Raw genomic sequence first — 20460 nt, 5'->3', positions numbered from 1 at the left:
TTACTCTCCACTAGATAATAAAATGAAAATAAAAACTAAAATCAACGAAATAACTTTAGTTTTTATTTCCCAAAATCATTGTGAATCATTTCTCATATCAGATTCACTTTGATGTAAATGGTCATACACATTTTTAGCCACATTTTTTGGCAACCCAGATGCATTTAATTCTTCTATAGAAGCCGCTGTGATGTTTTTTAAGGATTTAAATTGTTTTAATAGTTCTTTTTTCCGTTTTGGACCTAAGCCTTCTATATCATCTAAGCGAGAGGCAAAACTATTTTTACTTCGTAATTGGCGGTGAAATGTAATGGCAAATCGATGAACTTCATCTTGAATCCGCTGCAGTAAAAAGAATTCTTGTGAATTTCTTTCTAAAGGAATAACCTCTAAATTAGGTCCAAAAAGAAGTTCGCTTGTTTTATGCTTATCATTTTTGGCTAATCCTGCAATTGGGATATCTAATCCTAGCTGATTATCCAACACTTCTTTGGCTGCATCGATTTGTCCTTTCCCCCCATCAATTACAATCAAGTCAGGAAATGGTAAATTTTCCTTTAATACGCGAGAATATCGACGGTAAATAACTTCTCTCATTGATGCATAATCATCTGGTCCTTTTACAGTCTTTATCTTATATTTTCGATATTCTTTCTTATCTGGTCGTCCATCAATAAAAACAACCATTGCTGAAACAGGATCTGTTCCCATAATATTGGAGTTATCAAATGCTTCAATTCTTATAGGAGCTGGAATATTCATCGCATTTCCTAATTTTTCAACTGCTCCAATTGTTCGTTCTTGTTTACGTACAATTAAATCAAATTTCTCTTGTAAAGCAACTGTTGCATTTTTACCAGCAAGCTTGACTAATTTCTTTTTCTCTCCTCTTTGGGGTTGTAAGACTTTCGTTTCCAACATCGCTTCTACACTTGCAATATCTATGTTATCCGGAATTAAGACCTCTTTTGGAATAAAATGCTCGTTTTCTTGATAAAATTGACCAATAAACGTTAGGAAATCTTCTTCTTCTTCATTGTAAATCGGAAAAATGGAGACATCTCGTTCAATCAGTTTCCCTTGGCGAACAAAGAATACTTGTACACACATCCAGCCTTTATCAACTGCATAACCAAAAACATCTCGATCGACTAAATCAGCATTTGTCATTTTCTGACGCGTCATGACTGTCTCAATCGCTTTAATCTGATCCCGGTATTCAGCCGCTTTCTCAAACTCCATATTTTCTGCAGCATCCGCCATTTTTTTCTCTAATTCTTCTTGAATAACTGGATGACCACCGTTGAGAAATCGTTTAATTTCTCCCACCATTTCTTTGTATGTTGCTTTAGGAATATCGAATACACAAGGAGCTAAACACTGACCCATGTGATAATACAAACAAACTTCTTTAGGCAATACTCGGCATTTTCTTAATGGAAAAAGTCGATCAAGTAAACGCTTTGTTTCGTTGGCTGCACCAACATCTGGATACGGTCCAAAATATAACGCTTTGTCTTTCACAACTTTACGAGTAATCAATAAGCGAGGATAATCTTCATTTGTAATTTTGATAAATGGGTAACTTTTATCATCTTTCAACATGATATTATATTTAGGATCATTTTTGTGAATCAAATTGATTTCTAAAAGGAGTGCCTCAATATTTGATTCTGTTACAATATATTCAAAATCCTCAATTTCACTAACAAGCCGTTCTGTTTTAGTATCATGACTGCCAGTAAAATAAGAGCGTACGCGGTTTTTTAGCACTTTGGCTTTCCCAACATAAATGATTGTTCCATTTTTGTCTTTCATCAAGTAACAGCCTGGTTGATCAGGAAGCAATGCTAATTTATTTTTGATTTTTTCGTTCATAATACTTCCTTTCTTTGCTTGATACGGTATATTATACCATTTTCTCTCCTTTTAAACATAAAAAATAGGATTGAGACATGACTCATAAAGTCATATCCCAATCACATAAATTTTAGATAAATCAACGTATCAATTAGTTTCTGCTACTTGAGTTTCATCCATTTTTTACAAATGTTTGTCGATCAATGCACGTAATTGCTCTTTTGAATGAACTCCGACGGCTTTTTCTACAACTTCTCCGTCTTTTTTCAACAATAACGTTGGAATACTCATAATACCAAATGAAGCTGGCGTTGCTGGATTTTCATCTACATCCATTTTTGCGATTTTTACTTCATTTTCATCATATTCTTCGCTCAATTGTTCTAGAATTGGTGCTTGCATGCGGCAAGGACCACACCATGTTGCCCAAAAATCGATCAAAACAAGCCCATTATCTGTTTCTTGTGCAAAGTCTTTATCTGTAATTACTTGTGTCATACCGTAAACCTCCTACTTATTTGAACCTAAAGTTATTATAGCACTCGTCTGTTCACACGACTAGTTATCTGCTTACTAAAGGTAAGCATCTATTTGAATTTTACAATTGTTGCGCCGTTCCCACCTTGATTTCCAGGGGCAAACTCATAACTGCTGACACTACGATGATTTTTTAAATAATCTGTAATCCCCGTTCTAAGTGCGCCAGTTCCTTTCCCATGGACAATCGTCACTTGAGGATACCCTGCCAAAATAGCAGCATCCAAATATTGATCTACTTCTGCCAATGCTTCTTCATAACGCTTTCCTCGTAAATCCAATTGGTTTGCCACATGACTACTCTCACTTGAACGAACGGATGTCACACGTTGTTTCGGCTCTTTTGCTGGAGCAACTGGTGTCATATCACTTTCATCTACAGTCATTTTTAAAATACCTAACTGAACTTGCCATTCATGTTCTCCAGATTTGCGTAGTAGGGTGCCTCTTTGTCCATAAGTATTGACGAGTACTTCATCGCCTACTTTTAGTTTCTTTTGCTCTTTTGCTTTTTTCAAGACTTTATTTTTTTCTAAACTGGCTTCTGCTTGATGAAGATTAGATAATTTTGATTTTGCATCAATTAGCTGATGTTCTTTCACTCCACCTTGAGCACCATTACTTAGCTGCATTTTACGGATATCCGAAATAATACTCCCAGCTTCTTCTTCGGCTTGAGCCACAAGTTCATTTGCTTTTTGACGGGCTTTAGCCATTTCTTTTTCCCGTTCATCGAAAAAGTAGCTATAAGCTTCCTTCAATTCATTATACAAACGTTCTGACTCATCTACATAATGTCGTACTTCTAAATATTCTGTTTCTGCCATTTTCCGGCGATTTTCCAAATCAGCAATCATTTCATTTAAGTCTTGGCTTTCTCCGTCCATGATTTGCTTTGCTTCATTGATAATCGTATTGTCTAACCCTAAACGTTTCGAAATTTCAAAGGCATTGCTTCGGCCAGGAACACCGATTAATAAACGATAGGTTGGGCTTAAAGTATCAACATCAAATTCCATACTCGCATTAATCGTACCTGAACGATTATACCCATAAACTTTTAATTCTGGATAATGGGTTGTAGCCATTACATAAGCACTTTTACTGCCTAACGCATCCAAAATGGAAATCGCTAAAGCAGCTCCTTCTTGCGGATCAGTTCCAGCACCTAGTTCGTCAAATAATACGAGACTATGACTATCAACTTTGTTTAAAACATCAACAATATTTGTCATATGAGAAGAAAATGTACTTAGACTTTGTTCAATTGACTGCTCATCACCAATATCAGCGAATATCTCATCAAAAATCCCCATCTGACTTTCTTCTCCAGCAGGGATAGGTAAACCTGATTGTCCCATCAATTGAAGTAATCCTAAAGTTTTTAAGGTAATTGTTTTTCCCCCAGTATTAGGACCTGTAATGACTATCGCTTGATAGTCTTTGCCAATGGTAATATCATTGGCAACAGCTTTCTCTTGATCTAACAATGGATGTCTTGCCTGTTTAAAGTATATGTGGTTTTCTTCGTTTAGTTCAGGTACAATTGCTTTTAATTCTTTTCCAAAACGAGCCTTGGCATTGACGAAATCTAACTTGCCAATAACATAAGCATTATGCAAAATATCATTTCTGTGAGGAACTAATTCAGCAGATAACTCAGATAGTATCCGTTCTATTTCATTGCGTTCTGAGATTTGATGTTGTCTTAGTCGATTGTTCAGTTCAACAATTTGTTTTGGTTCGACAAACAATGTTTGCCCTGAAGCACTTTGATCATGCACAACGCCACCGAAAACACTTTTGTATTCTTGTTTGACTGGAATTACGTATCGTTCATTTCGCATTGTGACGATCGCATCGCTTAAATATTTAGCATTTTTTCCTCGAACGATACCATCTAATTGCTCACGGATTGTTTGTTCACTTCTACGAATATTATTGCGAATGATTTTTAATTCTGGAGATGCTTCATCGGTCACTCGGCCATCTTCGTCGATCGATTCTTTTAGACGACGATTCAATTCAGGTAAAACGATCAATTGTTCAATCCAAGAAAAAAGTCGCAATAATTCTATTTCGCTATCTTTTAAATCATTAAAAAATCGAATGACTTCAGATGTTGTTGACAGAACTCGTCCCACTTGTGCCAATTCAACCCCATTTAAATCAGCTCCGATTTCGATACGTTTCATATGGGGACGGATGTTTTCTAATTTAGGAATTGGGATTCCGCCACGTAATCGTTGAATTTTCAATCCATCTTCTGTCTCTTTTAACCAAGATTGAATACTTGTTCTATCGTTTGTGGGTGCTAGTATTTCAACTTCTTCCAATCCTTGGGCTGTAACCACATACTGAGCGATTAGTTGTTTGACTGTATCAAATCCCAATGTAGTTAAAATTCTTGTATTCATTTTTTCACCTTCTGTTCTTGTGATACTGGAAACGAGCAACGCACGAATCGATTTTATTTAATCATTTGTTCAATCCATAAATGATAGATTTGTTTTGAAAAAATTGGTGTATCTTGGACAATAAAACGAGCAAAGCCGCTGTTTTTAAACTGATTTTGAATAGCGTCCACCGGCAACATGGACAGTGTACTTAATACTAAAAATATTCCAATATAAATAACCAAAAAACTAATGAATCCACCGGCTAGCCAATTTGCTTGCTTTAACACTGGCACAAAAACTAAGCCATGGGCAAAAATAGCTAATAAGCGCACAATTAACCAACCTGCTATTAAAATCAGTAAGAACGCTACTGCGCCATAAAAAGCCTGATCTAAATCTAGTGTCAGTTCTTGCTTGAAAAAAACTAATTTCGTTTCCGCAGTAGGTGAAGGATACGGAATATATAATTCTAGATGAGAGGCTAAACTTTTATAGTAGTTCTTGGCTACCAAATAAGAGCAAAGATAGCCAAATGTGTACAATGCTTGCAAAATCAATCCCCGTCTAGCGCCTGTATAAAAACCGATGGCTAATAATAGTAAAATCAGTAATGTTAGCATCTTGTCATCCTCTCGGGTTATTGTTCTTGCGTACTTTTATTTTGTATCTGTTGTTTGCGGTTTTCGTTTAAGATTTGTTGTGCTTCCATGTGATTATGAATTTCAACATCTTCTTGACCATTTTTTTTCAAAACACCTCGTGCTTCTTCTTCAATCGCTTCAATCCGTTTAATACGATTTTCCAGCTCCGCTAATCTAATTGTTTTTTTCTTAAATTCAGCGACTTCTTGTTCTAAATGAAGTAATTTTTCTTGTTTTTTTAATTGATCAGAAATGGCATTGATTGCTAATAAAACAGATGCCTGTTCATTATTTGTTTGTGGAGAAATATGTTTAATTTCTGCTAATTGTTCATTGACTAATTTTGTTACTAAATCCATATGTTGTTTGCTTTCTTGCCCAATAATCGTATACGTATGATCGGCAATCACAGCTTTATATCTTGTTTTTTCTTTAACCATGGTAGTGTTCCCTCCTGTAGTAATCCATTACATGCTATTGTACCATGAAACTCATCCTTGTGTGTTTTCAAATAACCATTTCCTATTATATGCTACTAAACAAAAAAATTAAAGGTCTAGTGTTATTATTACAGTCCTCATTACTATTTTTATAAACAATTCTTATTATTAGAGGTTTTCTACTATTTTCATTCGTTGAAAAATAAATTTATTTTTTACCTAAATGTTAGAAAATGCCAAAAAAATCGACTTACACCTATTCTCGTCACTTTGGTAGGACGAAATATTAGGCTTAGATCGATTTTTTCTATTTAATGGCATATTTAAACTACGGTCCAACACTTAATAAAAACTCTACATTCGTTTGGTAGGAAAGATCTTTTTGCATGACGCTTGGCGGTACACTTAAATAAAAGCCATCTAAATCCTTCCATTGAATGAGATTATTCATTTCAGGACGGTTGGTTATATAAATGTTTTGCATTGTTTGATTCAAAGGAATCTTTGTTCCTTTGTCTTTTAATTTTATAAAAGCGCCTTTAAGCTCTTTCGTGGTATCTCCAACCGTCGCTTGAAGCGGCTGGGTCACGCGTGCCTGGATTTCCCAAGAAGTTTTTGTTAGACGATTATCCAAGACCTTAAGTTGCCACTCTGGATTGGCTTGTTTTATTTCTTGTCGATAAGCTCTAATTCCTGGAGTACCAAAGTCTAGCGTTTGAGGCTTTTCAACATTGAAGTCTGGACCATATCCTGTAAAACTTAGTTCATAAGGATACTTCAAGTATTTATTACTCGCTTCACTTAACTGCTCTGCTACATACACCTGACCTTTGGCATCTTCGGTTACTGCTAAATACTGTTTTGGATAGGTTTTAAATCCATTTCCGACTATCTTCGCATAGTGATGGTTCGCCGATGGAATACTGAAATATTGATCTATTCCCGCTTGATCGTAATGGGCATTATAGCTTTCTGATGACTCGGTTTCTTTTGTTGTGATACTAACATTTTTACGCTCTAAATGATCTAAATACAACGGAACAAATCCTGTTTTAGTGATTCTATAAAAAATGCTCTTTTGATTAGGTAATCCTTTTAAAGGAACTGAAGGTCCTTGATTATTCATATACAACGCTTGTTGGTCTTGTGGAGTTACGTAGATACCGATCACATCGTCGTAATGAACAGACAATCGCCCATTCATACCAGGTGTTTTTTGCTTGAACTGCGCCAACATGTTAAATGGCGTTGATTGATTTGACGCACTTAGGAGTACATCGGTCGGCGCTTGTGGTTTATTAGAAACTTCAGTTGCCCCATTAATGCCAGATGCCTTCTTACTCATATCTAAATAGGTTACTTGGTAATAAGGTGTGTCGGATTGATTGTTTCCATCCAAGGGCGTAGTTCTATCAACTGAAATATTTCCGTAGCTTCCAGCTATATAGGGCATCTGATTCTCATCTTCATGGAGGCTTAAGGCTAATGTTGATTCACCTATCGTTGTCCCACTTCCACCTAATGCTATAGAATTCCCCCAAGTTACATCTACCGAAACATCAAAATGTGTCTCTAAATGTTTTCCATCTAAATCAGTCGTAAGTTTAATCGTCATAGCTGAAGTCACTGTATCATTCGTAAGAACAGAGGTATCTGCTGCTTTTACAACACCGAGTTCATAACTAGTCAATTCATTTGTCCCATATTTGGCAGAGTCAATTAAATTCTTTAATTGGGTTGGAGTAAATGTTGTTGTGTCCATGCCTAAAGGGGCAACTGCTCTTTTTGACTGTATCGTAAGTTTCCCATAAAGAAAAGATACCTCTTCTTGACTATACTTAATCACTTGGTCTCCAACATTGGTTGGTGATGCAGATAAGTATGCATATCCAGGAACAATTCCTCCTTCTTTTAGCGGATAGGGATGCGTAAGTAAACTAGTCATTTCTGTTTTTATCGTATCTGGTAAATTGGGAATCGGTTGATTTATTTTTTGATCTAAATAGTGATAAGTAACCGTCGCTAGAAAATTAATATTGGTCTTAAATGTTGTTTTTAAATCAGATTTATCATCGACATGCATCGTGACTGTTCCTTTAGTATCAAGGTATTTCCCACTCTCTCGCTCTTTCAGCAACGTTTCATCAATTGGTGTTTTCGAGAGACTAACTTTTCTTTTAAAATAGAAGTAATGACCATATAAAGCCACTTGGGATTTATCCTTAGGTTTGATCGTTGTTTTTCCATTGGTAGTCGTGATAGAAAACAGCGCCGTACTATTTGTTCCTTCTTCATTGGTTACTTCCCAATCCCCTACTACTAATGAATCAGCTATCGGAGCATCAATTTCCCAGCTTAGCTCTTGTGTTCTCGCTTTTTCAGATTGATACGGTAAATACTGACTAAACTCCTGATCAATTGCACTATCTTTTGAAATTGACTTTACAATTTTTTCTCTACCTGCTGGTGCTGGATATTCTACTTTGCGAACGACATCAATATCAGAAGTATAGCCCAAAATAATATAAGGGTTAGAGGATGTTTCAGCCACCGTGAAATCTATTTTACTTCTATTATTGTATGTTATTACAGCTTGGGATTGAACGGAATTTTTCTCACCAACTAAAGACGCTCTTCTTTCAGTACCACCCATCGTAATAGTTCCAGCATTTTCGTCAACTTTGATAACAACTGGTCGAAGGATATTTTTTTCTGTATATGATCGGCTAACACTATATATTTTTTCTACCCAACTTTTATTGATTGTATATTTATTACCACTATGGGCATCTTTAAATACCCAATGCCCAGAGACGTTGACTGGATGATCTTGATCATCAAAAAATTCGTATGTAAGTGCCGCTGACTCAACATTTATATGAGCGTAAACCGACCCAAAATTACTTTTTATACTCACTGTATTATTAAATTCACTGTCCATAGACGAGCCAAGACTATTCATAGATGGCTTAGCTGTTTTAATCGTTATTTTCATATTTATAGTAGAGTTATTGTAATAGCCTACATTAGATATCTTTATCCATTCTGCTTTTTTTGTTCCAAATGGAATATATCCACTGTATGGAAATAACTTCCCTTGCCCCTCTTTATTTACAAACATTCCATCTGAATAACCAATGATTTTGCTTTTATTTGTCCACATAGGAGTAAAAGTATTCTCTTTCGGTATTTCATTTTCAAGCGAATCTAACCAATAGGGCGACTCTGGTAACCAAACTTCCGCAGCTTCAACAAAGGTTGAAAGCGTTGTATTTATACACCATACGATACTTAAAAACATCACTATACGAATACAGAGCTTTCTTTTTTTTTTCATTAAACAATCTTCTCCTTGTTTCCTCTACTTGATTGTGCTATTTTCATCATAACAAATAGAATGGACATACCAAAATCCAAAACTGAATCAATTAGTGCTCAGGATAGGATAATATTTTCTCTATATCTACTTGGAACAGATTAGATAAACTCCCTTATCGAAATCTACACATTAAAGACTGGTATGAGTCCGGTTTAATACCGAATCCATACCAGCCAATTGCTAGGTTAATTACATGTAAGCGTTGGAATGTACTTCATTTGCCATAAACTAATTTTTTGTTTTATTTCAGTGTCGAGGACGAGAAAAAAGTGTTTAGCTTATTTCCGAAGCCTTCAACGCTTAGTACTTAGAAGTTGATGTGATCGTAATAGCTACTTTTTCTCGCCGTTTATTCAATTTTTTTGTGGCTGAAATATAACTTGAAGAGTTATGTGCCAGATCTTAACCTATTTTTTTATAACATATCAAACAATGATAATTGATTTTCATCTGGTAAATCTTTTAACACACCATTTTCATTCATATATTCGATCAATGTTTTTGAGACTTTTCCTCGACTAGCGAGGTCTTCTTTTGATAAAAACGGCTCACTTCTAGCTTCAACAATCGATTTCGCTACGTTAAGCCCTAAACTTGGAACAGCTCTAAATGGTGCAATCAGTGTATCACCATCAATCACAAAATTTTCAGCATCTGATTTGTATAAATCAATCATTCCAAATTTAAATCCACGCTCAATCATTTCATTTGCTAGTTCCAAGACAGTCAATAGATTTTTTTCTTTGGTAGAAGCTTCTAAACCTTTATCTTGGATTTCTTTCATTCGCGCTTTAACGGCTTCTTTACCTTGGGACATAGCCACTAAATCAAAATCGTCTGCTCGGACTGAGAAATAAGCGCAATAATACAGAATCGGAAAGTATACCTTAAAGTAAGCAACCCGTAATGCCATTAAAACATAGGCAGCCGCGTGAGCTTTGGGAAACATATACTTGATTTTTGAACAAGAATCAATATACCAATCAGGCACATTATTTTCTTTCATCGCCGCTAGATATTCATTTCTTAACTCATCAGGAATTTTGTTCCACAAACCTTTACGCACCGTTTCCATGATTTTAAAGGCCATCCCACTATCTAAGCCTGCATGAATCAAATACACCATAATATCGTCACGACAACCAATCACTTCTGCTAAGTTGGCTTCCCCGCGGCGAATCAATTCTTCAGCATTACCTAACCATACATCTGTCCCATGGGATAGTCCGGAAATTTGCAATAACTCAGCAAAGGTCGATGGATGTGTTTCTTCTAACATCCCACGAACAAAACGAGTACCAAACTCTGGAATCCCTAAAGTACCTGTTTTAGAATAGATTTGTTCTGGTGTTACCCCAAGAACTTCAGGACCCGCAAAAATCCGCATCATTTCAGCATCATCTGTAGGAATCGTTTTAGGATCAATCCCTGATAAATCTTGAAGCATTCGAATCACGGTAGGATCATCGTGTCCTAATATATCAAGCTTCAAAATATTATCATGAATGGAATGGAAATCAAAGTGTGTCGTTTTCCATTCAGAATTTTGATCGTCTGCCGGATATTGAATCGGCGTAAAATCATAAACATCCATATAATCTGGGATAACAATAATCCCCCCTGGATGCTGTCCTGTTGTTCGCTTAACACCCGTGGATCCTTTGGCTAGGCGATCAATTTCCGCCCCTCTAAAATGGAGATTGTGATCGCGTTCGTAGCCCTTTACAAAACCATAAGCAGTCTTATCTGCGACGGTACCAATCGTTCCCGCACGGTAAACATATTCTTCACCGAATAAAACTTTCGTGTAATTGTGTGCTTCTGCTTGATAGTCACCAGAAAAGTTCAAATCAATATCGGGTACTTTATCTCCATGGAACCCTAGGAATGTTTCAAATGGAATATCATGACCATCTTTAAACAAGCGCTCCCCACAGTTCGGGCAATTTTTCTCTGGCATATCGAATCCTGAACCATATGAACCATCTTCAAAAAATTCCGAATGCTGACAGTTCATACAATGATAATGAGGGGCTAAAGGGTTCACTTCCGTAATACCTGTCATTGTTGCGACAAAACTTGAACCAACAGAGCCACGAGAACCAACTAAATAGCCGTCCTCCATACTCTTATGCACTAATTTTTGTGAAATTAAATAGATCACTGAAAAGCCATTACCAATAATACTATCAAGCTCTTTTTTCAATCGTTTTTCAACAATATCTGGCAATGGGTCACCATATAATTCTTTTGCTCGTGTATAACTCAAATTTCTAATTTCATCTTCAGAACCAGGGATTTTCGGCGTATATAGATCATCTTTTACTGGTGTGATCTCCTCACACATGTCTGCAATTGCATTAGGATTTTCAACAACTAGTCGATGAGCAGTTTCTTCTCCTAAAAATTGAAAAGCGGTCAGCATCTCATCTGTTGTTCTGAAATGCACTGCTGGTAAACTATGACGGTTCAACGGATTGGCTCCACCCATTGAGCCAACCAGAATTTTACGATAAATACTATCTTCTTCATTAAGGTAATGAACATTTCCTGTCGCAACAACGGGTTTATCTAGTTCATCTCCAATTTTAACTAAATTTGCAATGATTTCTTCTAAATCCGCTTCACTTTTGACTAATTCTTGCTCAAGTAACGGCGCGTAGACTTCTTTTGGCATTACTTCAATATAATCGTAAAATTTTGCTCGGTTTTTAGCTTCCTCTACCCCTTTTTGCATCATGGCTTCAAAAATTTCACCACTAGAACAAGCTGACCCGATAATTAATCCTTCTCGTAGTTTATTTAATTGTGAACGAGGAATACGAGGGATTCGGAAAAAGTAGTTGACATTAGACATTGAAATTAGTTTGAAAAGATTTTTCAAACCTGCTTGGGTAGTCGCTAAAATAGTTGCATGAAAAGGTCTAGCACGTTTATATGAATCCCCTTCACCAATGTGGGTATTTAATTCATCATGATAATGCATGTTATGATTTTCTTTTGCATCTTTTAGAAAGATCCAACATAAATGCCCCGTTGATTCAGAATCATAGATTGCTCGGTGATGCTGTTCTAAGTTTACACCGAACTTTTTAGACAACGTGTTCAAGCGGTGACTTTTAAATGTCGGATGTAAAAAACGTGATAATTCCAATGTATCAATAACTGGATTTTCAGCTTCTGGAATATCATATTTACCATAGCTGGTATTTAAGAATCCCATATCAAAGGATGCATTGTGGGCAACTAAAATTGTGTCTTCTGAAAATTCTCTAAACAGACGTAAGACTTCCTCTTCTGATTTAGAACCACGCACCATTTCATCTGTAATCCCAGTTAAATTAATCGTTGTTTGTGACAATGGATGTCCTGGATCGATAAACTGCTCAAACGTATCAATAATGTTTCCTTTGTGCATTTTTACAGCAGCTAATTCAATAATCGTATCGTAAACAGCAGATAACCCTGTTGTTTCCACGTCAAATACGACATATGTGGCTTCGCTTAATTCAATATGAGCTTCATTATAAGCAATCGGTACACCATCATCTACAACATTCGCTTCAACGCCGTATAATATTTTAACCCCGGCTTTTTTCCCCGCACTATGGGCATCAGGAAACCCTTGTGCCCCACCATGATCAGTGATTGCAATTGCTTTATGTCCCCATTTTCCTGCTTGAGCAACATAGTCGGCTACATTATTTGTTGCATCCATTGTACTCATATTACTATGCAGGTGAAGTTCCACTCGCTTATCCCCTTCTGGTGCGTAATCTTTACGTGGGGCATGTTTGACTTCCATTAAATCCTGACAGTTCATTACTAAATCCCGCATAAACGTATCTTCTTGAATACTTCCACGTACGCGAACCCAACTATGCTTTTGAATCGCATCAAAAATTTGTTCGTCTTTTTCTCCATTAGAGAATTTTTTGACAATAAATGATGAGGTATAGTCAGTAATTTTTAAAATTAAAATTTTTCGTTTGGAACGTAATTCCCGCACTTCTACATCAAAAACAAATCCTTCAATAGTGACGCGGCGCTCTTCTTCTAAAATATTTCCCATTGGTACAATTGGTTCATCGTTAGGAATATTTCGACCTAATCGAATAGGTCCTTCAAGAGCTGGTCCTTGTTGTTGCTGCTGTTTTTTCTTTTGTTCATGCTTAATTAGTGATTCAGCTGCTTGTTGTTGAAAAGCGGCGTCTTGTTCTTGTTTGCGTTCCTCAAATAATGCCAACACCCGTTTGGCTTGTTGCTCATCCATTTTCGGTTCGATATGAAATTTTTGAAAACCATAATGATTATAGCGTTCTTCAATAATTGGTAAATATTGTTGCTTCAAATAGGGAATGACCGCTTCATTATCAACAGGTAAAATAATTTTTTTATCTTCTATAATCGGTGTTTGTGTTTTTATCACCCGTTGCACAAGTGGCGTGTCACACTGACTATTTAATAATGCTAACTGCCAATAATCAGTCAATTGCTCTGCTGTAAAGTCACTATTCTCCGTAGAAATATTAACCGAAACACTAGCAATTTGCTGAAAAGCCAGTTCTAATTGCTGCATAAATGACTGATACAACATCACTGGTAAAATCTCATTAAATCTTAGATGAAATTCCCATAAACGACTGTGTTGATGCACAGACACCTTGTCGATTTTGCCTTGTTGAATGAGAGGATGCTGTCTTTCTTCTTCACTTAATTGAATTTGATCAACTAATTTTGCGAATAATTCTTGCGCATTTTCTGCCACCAAACAAACCTCCTTCTGTTAAAACGAACTCAGATCACTAATTTTGGCACTATTTTCCTAAAATTAGTTTTTGATTATAAACCTTGATACGAAAGAGGCCCTTAGACATTTCTGCCAAGTGCCTCACCACGCTTAAGTATACTATTTTTCTTTATGAAATACAATCTATCTAGAAATGAATTGATGCATACAGTTGTAAATTTATAGAAAAAATGAACCTCGGACAAATCAAAACTAAAAATCAGTTTTATTTTGTCCGAAGCTCTAAATGGGAATAAACGTTGGTTCCTGAAGAAATCTTTTCAGAAACAATTGCTTCTTCTCTTGCGAACCGTTTTTTAGTCTTTATCGGTATTTAACAAAATAGACAAAGTGCTTTCAAGTTCTTCTTTACGAACTTCAACCATTTCGCCAGTTCGTTTAATTTTGACTTCTACAACGCCATCAACCGCTTTTTTGCCCACAGTAATGCGAATTGGACAACCGATTAAATCGGCATCTGCAAATTTGACACCCGCACGTTCATTCCGATCATCTACTAGAACTTCGTAGCCAGAAAGAGTCATCATTTCTTCTACTTCTTGGGCTAATTTCGTTTGGTATTCATCTTTTACATTCATTTGCACAACATGTAGATCGAATGGAGAAATGCCAGCAGGCCAGTTAATACCATTTTCGTCTATATTTTGTTCAACGATTGCAGACAACAAGCGACTTACGCCAATGCCGTAACAGCCCATGATTACATGTTTTTCTCTGCCATTTTCATCTAAAACTGTAGCACCCATAGACTCACTATAACGTGTTCCTAGTTTGAAGATATGACCGATTTCAATACCTTTGGTAAATTCTAACACACCACGACCATCTGGCGAAGGATCGCCTTCTTGTACGACGCGTAAGTCTTCATAACTGATCGGTGTAAAGTCTCTTCCAGGATTTACGTTTGTTAAATGGAAACCTGATTCATTCGCTCCAACAATTGCATTGGCTAAATCTTGAACGTGTAAATCAGCGTATAATTTTACTTCTTCTGCTACGTTGACAGGACCCACTGAGCCAAAGTCAGCACCTAAATATTTACGCGCATCTTCTTCTGTCGCTTCATCTAAGAAATCTACACCTAAAAAGTTTTTCAATTTAACATCATTTACTTCATGATCTCCGCGAACTAAAACCAATACAGGTTCTTCATCAGCCATAAATAATACGGATTTGATGATACGTTGCGCTTCTACCTTGAAAAATGCCGCTACTTGCTCAATTGAAGTTACTTCTGGAGTTGCTATTTTTTCAACATCCAATTGTGTTTCATGAGATTTTTTAGGTGTATAAAGGCTTGTTGCCATCTCTAAATTCGCTGCGTAATCACCTTCTGTTGAAAAACAAATGGTATCTTCGCCAATATCAGAAATCGCCATGAATTCTTTTGAGTCTTTTCCACCCATAGCACCGCCATCTCCAATGATTGCACGGAAATTTAATCCACAACGTTCAAAAATAGCTGAATAAGCTTTCTCATAATCACGATAGGATTGATCCAAACTTTCTTCATCGGCATGGAAAGAGTATCCGTCTTTCATGATAAATTCACGACCTCTTAGTAAACCAAAACGTGGACGTTTTTCATCACGATATTTTGTTTGAATTTGGTATAAATTTAACGGAAGACGCTTGTATGAATTGATTTCATCACGAATCAATTCCGTAAATGTTTCTTCGTGTGTTGGCCCAAGGATATAATCACGATCGTTGCGATCGTTTAAACGATACAGATTTGGACCATACGTTTCATAACGACCAGACTCTTTCCAAAGTTCTGCTGGAAGTAGTGCAGGCATAAGCATTTCGATTGCATCAATTTTATCAAATTCTTCACGCATGATTGTTTTAAGTTTCTCAAGTACTCGGTTAGCCAGTGGTAAATAAGAATAGATACCCGCTGAGACTTGGCGAATATAGCCTGCTCGTAACAACATTTGATGACTTAAAACCTCGGCATCATTTGGTACTTCACGTAAAGTAGGGATTAACATTTTTGACTGTTTCATTAGAACTCTCCTTTGGTTAAACGAATGCTTAAAAACTCCTCAAGTGATTCGTCATAAAGTCGTTTTGTAATTAATTAAAAGAAAAAACGTTGAATATCATTCCAAGTAACTAACACCATCAATACCATAATAAACCCAAAGCCGACAAGTGTTATCAGACCTTCTTTTTCTTGACTTAGTGGCTTGCCTCTAAGTCCTTCTAAGATATTCAATACGAGCTTTCCGCCATCTAGAGCCGGGATAGGTAATAAGTTAATGATCCCTAAATTGACCGATAACACAGCCATTAACAAGATTACTGTATTCACGCCCGCTTTTGATGCTTCTGCTGACATTTGGAACATCATTACTGGACCACCCAATTTATCTAAACTAAAGCCAGTGAATAATGATTTTAATGCTTTGAATATCTGCATTGAATTAGCAACAGTTTCTTGGGCTCCGCCAATTAGTTTATCTTTAAAACCAGTTTTCTTTGGCGGTAAAATCCCAATAATCCCGATTTCTTTATCACCCGATTTTTGTGCTTTTGGTGTAATATCGACTTCTCTAGTTTTTCCAGCAGATTCCACCATTAGATTTAATTCTTTATTTGGATTAGCTTGGATGATTTTTGTAAAATCATTCCAAGTAGAAACGGATTTGCCATCAATTGATAAAATTTTATCATCCGCTTTTAAATTAGCTGTTTCAGCTGGGCTGTCTGCTTGAACGCCTCCGATTAGGTTCGTATTCGTATAAGCGACCCCACCTTGCATAAAGACATAAATGGTGAATAAGATAAATGCTAAAATAAAATTATTCATCGGTCCAGCAAAATTTGTCAACATTCGTTGCCATAATTTTGCTGATTGGAATTGAACATCGATTGGGGCAATTCTTACTTCTGTTCCATCCTGTTCAATGATCGTTGCATCATGATTCACTTGATACGTGATTTCTTTTGACTCATCACCATTGACATATCCTTTTATGAATAACTCTTTTTCCAAATCTGCTTCCAACATCTCCATTGGAATACTGTTGGTTAACTGAACCTTTTTACTTGTATTGATTTTTATAATTTCTTCCTGCTCATTTAGCTCAACAGAAAGGGTCATACCAGGAGCAAGCTCTGTCTCGTCTTCTCCCATACCAGCCATTCTTACATAACCGCCAATAGGCAAAATACGTATTGTATAGGCTGTACCGTCTTTTCCTTGATGAGCAAAAATCTTTGGCCCCATGCCAATCGCAAATTCTCGTACTAAAATACCTGCACGTTTTGCGAAGAAGAAATGCCCAAATTCATGTACAAGGACCAAAATCCCAAAGACAATAATAAATGTAATGATTGTTTTCATAAACGACCTTCTTCCTTAATCCATCTTTCTACGATAGTTCTAGTTTGTTTATCGATTGCGATCACTTCTTCTAAAGTGACTTCGTTAGTTTCACTATAGTTCTGTACTGCTTTTTCTACAAAGTACTCAATTTGCAGATAGGAAATTTTCCCATCAATAAAGGCTGCTGCTGCAATTTCATTCGCCGCATTATAAACAGTAGGATATGCCCCACCTTTTTGACCTACATCAAATGCTAAGGCCAACATCGGAAAACGTTTAAAGTCCATCACGTCAAAATTCAATTGACTGATTTGTGTTAAATCAAACGGTTTTTCATTTTTAATTGGTCGTCTCTCAGGATAAGTCAATGCATATTGTATTGGCTCACGCATATCACTAGGTCCAAGCTGAGCCAAGTAAGCTCCATCTTTTAAGACAATCATTGAGTGTACAATACTTTCTTTATGTAAAACAACTTTTATTTTATCATAATCTACGCCAAATAACCAATGGGCTTCAATAACTTCTAACCCTTTATTCATCATTGTTGAAGAATCTATTGTAATTTTTTTTCCCATTGACCAATTTGGATGTTTCAATGCTTGTTCCAACGTAACTGATTTTAATTCTTCACGACTCAACTCTCGAAAACTTCCACCAGAGGCTGTTATGACTAATTCTTTTAAATTCCCTGATTTTTGCCCTTCTAAACATTGGAAAATAGCGGAGTGCTCACTGTCTACGGGTAAAATACTGACATTCTTTTTCTTTGCCGCTTCCATGACCCATTTTCCTGCCATAACCAATGTTTCCTTATTGGCTAAAGCAATATCCTTACCTGCTTCAATTGCTGCCATAGTTGGTTTCAGTCCTACACTTCCTGATACGGCTGTTAGTACAACATCGACACTTTCAAACGTTGCTGCCTCAACCAACCCTTCTTGTCCAACACCAAACATAACTTCTGGAAATCGTTGAGACAATTCTTCTTTGATTGCCTCTGAACCTACACCTACATATTTAGGTTTTAATTGTTCAATCAAGGCTGCTCCTTTTTCACTGTTCATATGAAAAGTAAGTGAAATGATTTGAAACAACTCTGGATAAGCTAAGGCAACATCGACTGTGTTAGTGCCAATCGAACCTGTAGCGCCTAATAATGCAATTTTTTTCATAGTAAAAAGAAAAACCCTGAACATTCAGAGTTTTTCCACCTTCCCTTCTTGTTTAGAAATTAAAATAATCCGAATAAATGCATGATTGGAAAAACAAAAAGTAAGCTGTCAAAACGATCTAAAATGCCGCCATGACCTGGCAATATATTTCCAGAATCTTTCACTTCATAATGACGTTTGATGGATGATTCAACTAAATCACCAAATTGTCCCACAATTGAAAATACTACAGTTATTAGTAACATGATTGGTAAATTATAAATGAATAATTCTTTATTTGGCGTAAGTAATAAAAATATTAATGACACTACAACCGCAGAAAGAATGCCGCCTAAAGATCCTTCAATCGTTTTGTTTGGTGACACTTCTGGCCAAAGTTTTCGTTTGCCAAAGCGTTTGCCAATAAAGTAAGCACCGATGTCTGTAGACCACACAACAAGCAAAGCATACAGTAAAACCACAAATCCAGTGTGCCTAGCACTTACAAAGTTTTGAAAGCCTACACCAACATATAAACTAGTAATCACTGGAAAGCCAGCTTGAGAGATCGTGTACATATTTTTTGAAGCAACTAAACCGCCTAACAAAATCATAACGGTTAGATAAAATAAAATAAAATTATCCGCTTTTTCTGGTAAAAAGAAAAACCACCGATCTTTTGGTAAAACTAAAAATACTGCTCCTAACGCAGAAAGAACGCCTTCAAAACTAGCAATTTCTAACCCTTTCATTCTAAATAGTTCATAAACGCCAACCACCGCAAGCAAAGCTGCCGCTAACTCAATTACAAAACCACCGTACCAAATAATCGGTATAAAAACAACTAATGCTACGGCCGCTGTAATAACGCGCTGTCTCATTTGTCTTCCTCCTCTGTTTCTTTCAAACCGCCAAAACGACGATTTCTATTTTGAAACGATGCCAGTGCACTTTCCAACAATTGATCGTTAAAATCAGGCCACAAAGCATCTGTGAAAAATAACTCACTATAAGCAATTTGCCAAAGTAAGAAATTGCTGATTCGCTCTTCCCCACTCGTACGAATCAATAATTCAGGATCTCTTAAATCCTCTGGTAAAAAACCAGTCATCAAATGATTAGCAATTGTTTCTTCTGTAATCTCTTCTGGTGTAAACTGTTTATCTATTGTTTTTTCGGCAATTTCTTTTACAGCTGTAATAATCTCTGCTCTTGATCCATAGTTTAAAGCAAAATTTAAAATCATTCCAGTATTGTTTTTTGTTTGTTCCATCGCACGTTCTACTGCATCTTGTGTGTGCGCTGGTAAAAATTCTTTATAGCCCATAACATGCACTTTTACGTTTTCTTTGATCAATTCCGGAACAAACGTATCAAAAAAATCAACGGGCAATTGCATTAAAAAGCTTACTTCATCAGAAGGTCGTTTCCAATTTTCAGTAGAAAATGCATACAATGTTAGAACTTTAATTCCTAGTTTATTTGCATGTTTCGTGACTTTTTTTACAGTATTCATTCCTTCTTTATGACCAGCTATTCTTGGTAAACGACGGTTTTGTGCCCATCGTCCATTGCCATCCATAATAACTGCAACATGTTTAGGAATTGCACCTTCAGAATCAAAAGTAAAGGCACTCTCTTGTTGTATATATTTATTCTTCTGTGGAAAAAAACGTAACATATTTTTCCCTCCAATCCAAAATCTGTCTAGACTATTATAGCAATATCTTCCTGAAATGCCTATGCAAATAGAACTATTTTCTAGATTATTTAATAATTTTGCTAAAAATCATAAACGTTTAGCTTGATTTCAACGCTTAGTCTACTTATAGAAAAACCAAATATAATAAGAAAAAGTGGGGCAAACTTAAAAAAGTAGTTTGCTCCACACTTTAAATTTGAGTAT

Annotated in this window: 12 protein-coding genes; all 12 read right to left on the bottom strand. The window is 36.2% G+C overall.

Annotated features, from left to right (window positions below; genetic code table 11):
- Window positions 1–75 precede the first annotated feature (75 nt).
- A complete protein-coding gene (uvrC, locus tag A5880_RS15625) occupies window positions 76–1878 on the bottom strand; it encodes an excinuclease ABC subunit UvrC (protein WP_086329982.1) in 1803 nt (600 codons plus the stop codon).
- Window positions 1879–2043: 165 nt separating this feature from the next.
- Entirely contained in the window at window positions 2044–2358 is a 315-nt protein-coding gene (trxA, locus tag A5880_RS15620) for a thioredoxin (protein WP_086329981.1), read from the bottom strand.
- An 89-nt stretch (window positions 2359–2447) separates the two neighbouring features.
- Entirely contained in the window at window positions 2448–4814 is a 2367-nt protein-coding gene (locus A5880_RS15615) for an endonuclease MutS2 (RefSeq protein WP_086329980.1), read from the bottom strand.
- 53 nt (window positions 4815–4867) lie between these two features.
- Window positions 4868–5416: a CvpA family protein gene (locus A5880_RS15610; protein WP_086329979.1), complete on the bottom strand. Its 549-nt coding sequence runs from the start codon at window positions 5414–5416 to the stop codon at window positions 4868–4870.
- Window positions 5417–5433: 17 nt separating this feature from the next.
- Window positions 5434–5877, bottom strand: coding sequence for a cell division protein ZapA (gene zapA, locus A5880_RS15605; protein WP_086329978.1), 444 nt, complete (start codon window positions 5875–5877; stop codon window positions 5434–5436).
- 328 nt (window positions 5878–6205) lie between these two features.
- Window positions 6206–9214, bottom strand: coding sequence for a hypothetical protein (locus tag A5880_RS15600; RefSeq protein WP_086329977.1), 3009 nt, complete (start codon window positions 9212–9214; stop codon window positions 6206–6208).
- A gap of 457 nt (window positions 9215–9671) precedes the next feature.
- Window positions 9672–14024: a PolC-type DNA polymerase III gene (locus tag A5880_RS15595; protein ID WP_086329976.1), complete on the bottom strand. Its 4353-nt coding sequence runs from the start codon at window positions 14022–14024 to the stop codon at window positions 9672–9674.
- A gap of 338 nt (window positions 14025–14362) precedes the next feature.
- Complete coding sequence (locus tag A5880_RS15590; protein ID WP_086329975.1) at window positions 14363–16075, bottom strand: proline--tRNA ligase; 1713 nt, start codon at window positions 16073–16075, stop codon at window positions 14363–14365.
- Window positions 16076–16149: 74 nt separating this feature from the next.
- Entirely contained in the window at window positions 16150–17418 is a 1269-nt protein-coding gene (gene rseP / locus A5880_RS15585) for an RIP metalloprotease RseP (RefSeq protein WP_086329974.1), read from the bottom strand.
- A complete protein-coding gene (locus A5880_RS15580) occupies window positions 17415–18575 on the bottom strand; it encodes a 1-deoxy-D-xylulose-5-phosphate reductoisomerase (RefSeq protein WP_179190368.1) in 1161 nt (386 codons plus the stop codon). The genes rseP and A5880_RS15580 overlap by 4 nt, the downstream gene beginning before the upstream one ends.
- Before the next feature lie 59 nt (window positions 18576–18634).
- A complete protein-coding gene (locus tag A5880_RS15575) occupies window positions 18635–19435 on the bottom strand; it encodes a phosphatidate cytidylyltransferase (protein WP_086329972.1) in 801 nt (266 codons plus the stop codon).
- Complete coding sequence (locus tag A5880_RS15570; RefSeq protein WP_086329971.1) at window positions 19432–20235, bottom strand: isoprenyl transferase; 804 nt, start codon at window positions 20233–20235, stop codon at window positions 19432–19434. The genes A5880_RS15575 and A5880_RS15570 overlap by 4 nt, the downstream gene beginning before the upstream one ends.
- Window positions 20236–20460: the final 225 nt, after the last annotated feature.

This window comes from Enterococcus sp. 4G2_DIV0659, from assembly GCF_002140715.2.
Classification (GTDB): domain Bacteria; phylum Bacillota; class Bacilli; order Lactobacillales; family Enterococcaceae; genus Enterococcus_L; species Enterococcus_L mansonii.
This window is presented reverse-complemented; position numbering and strand designations above follow the sequence as displayed.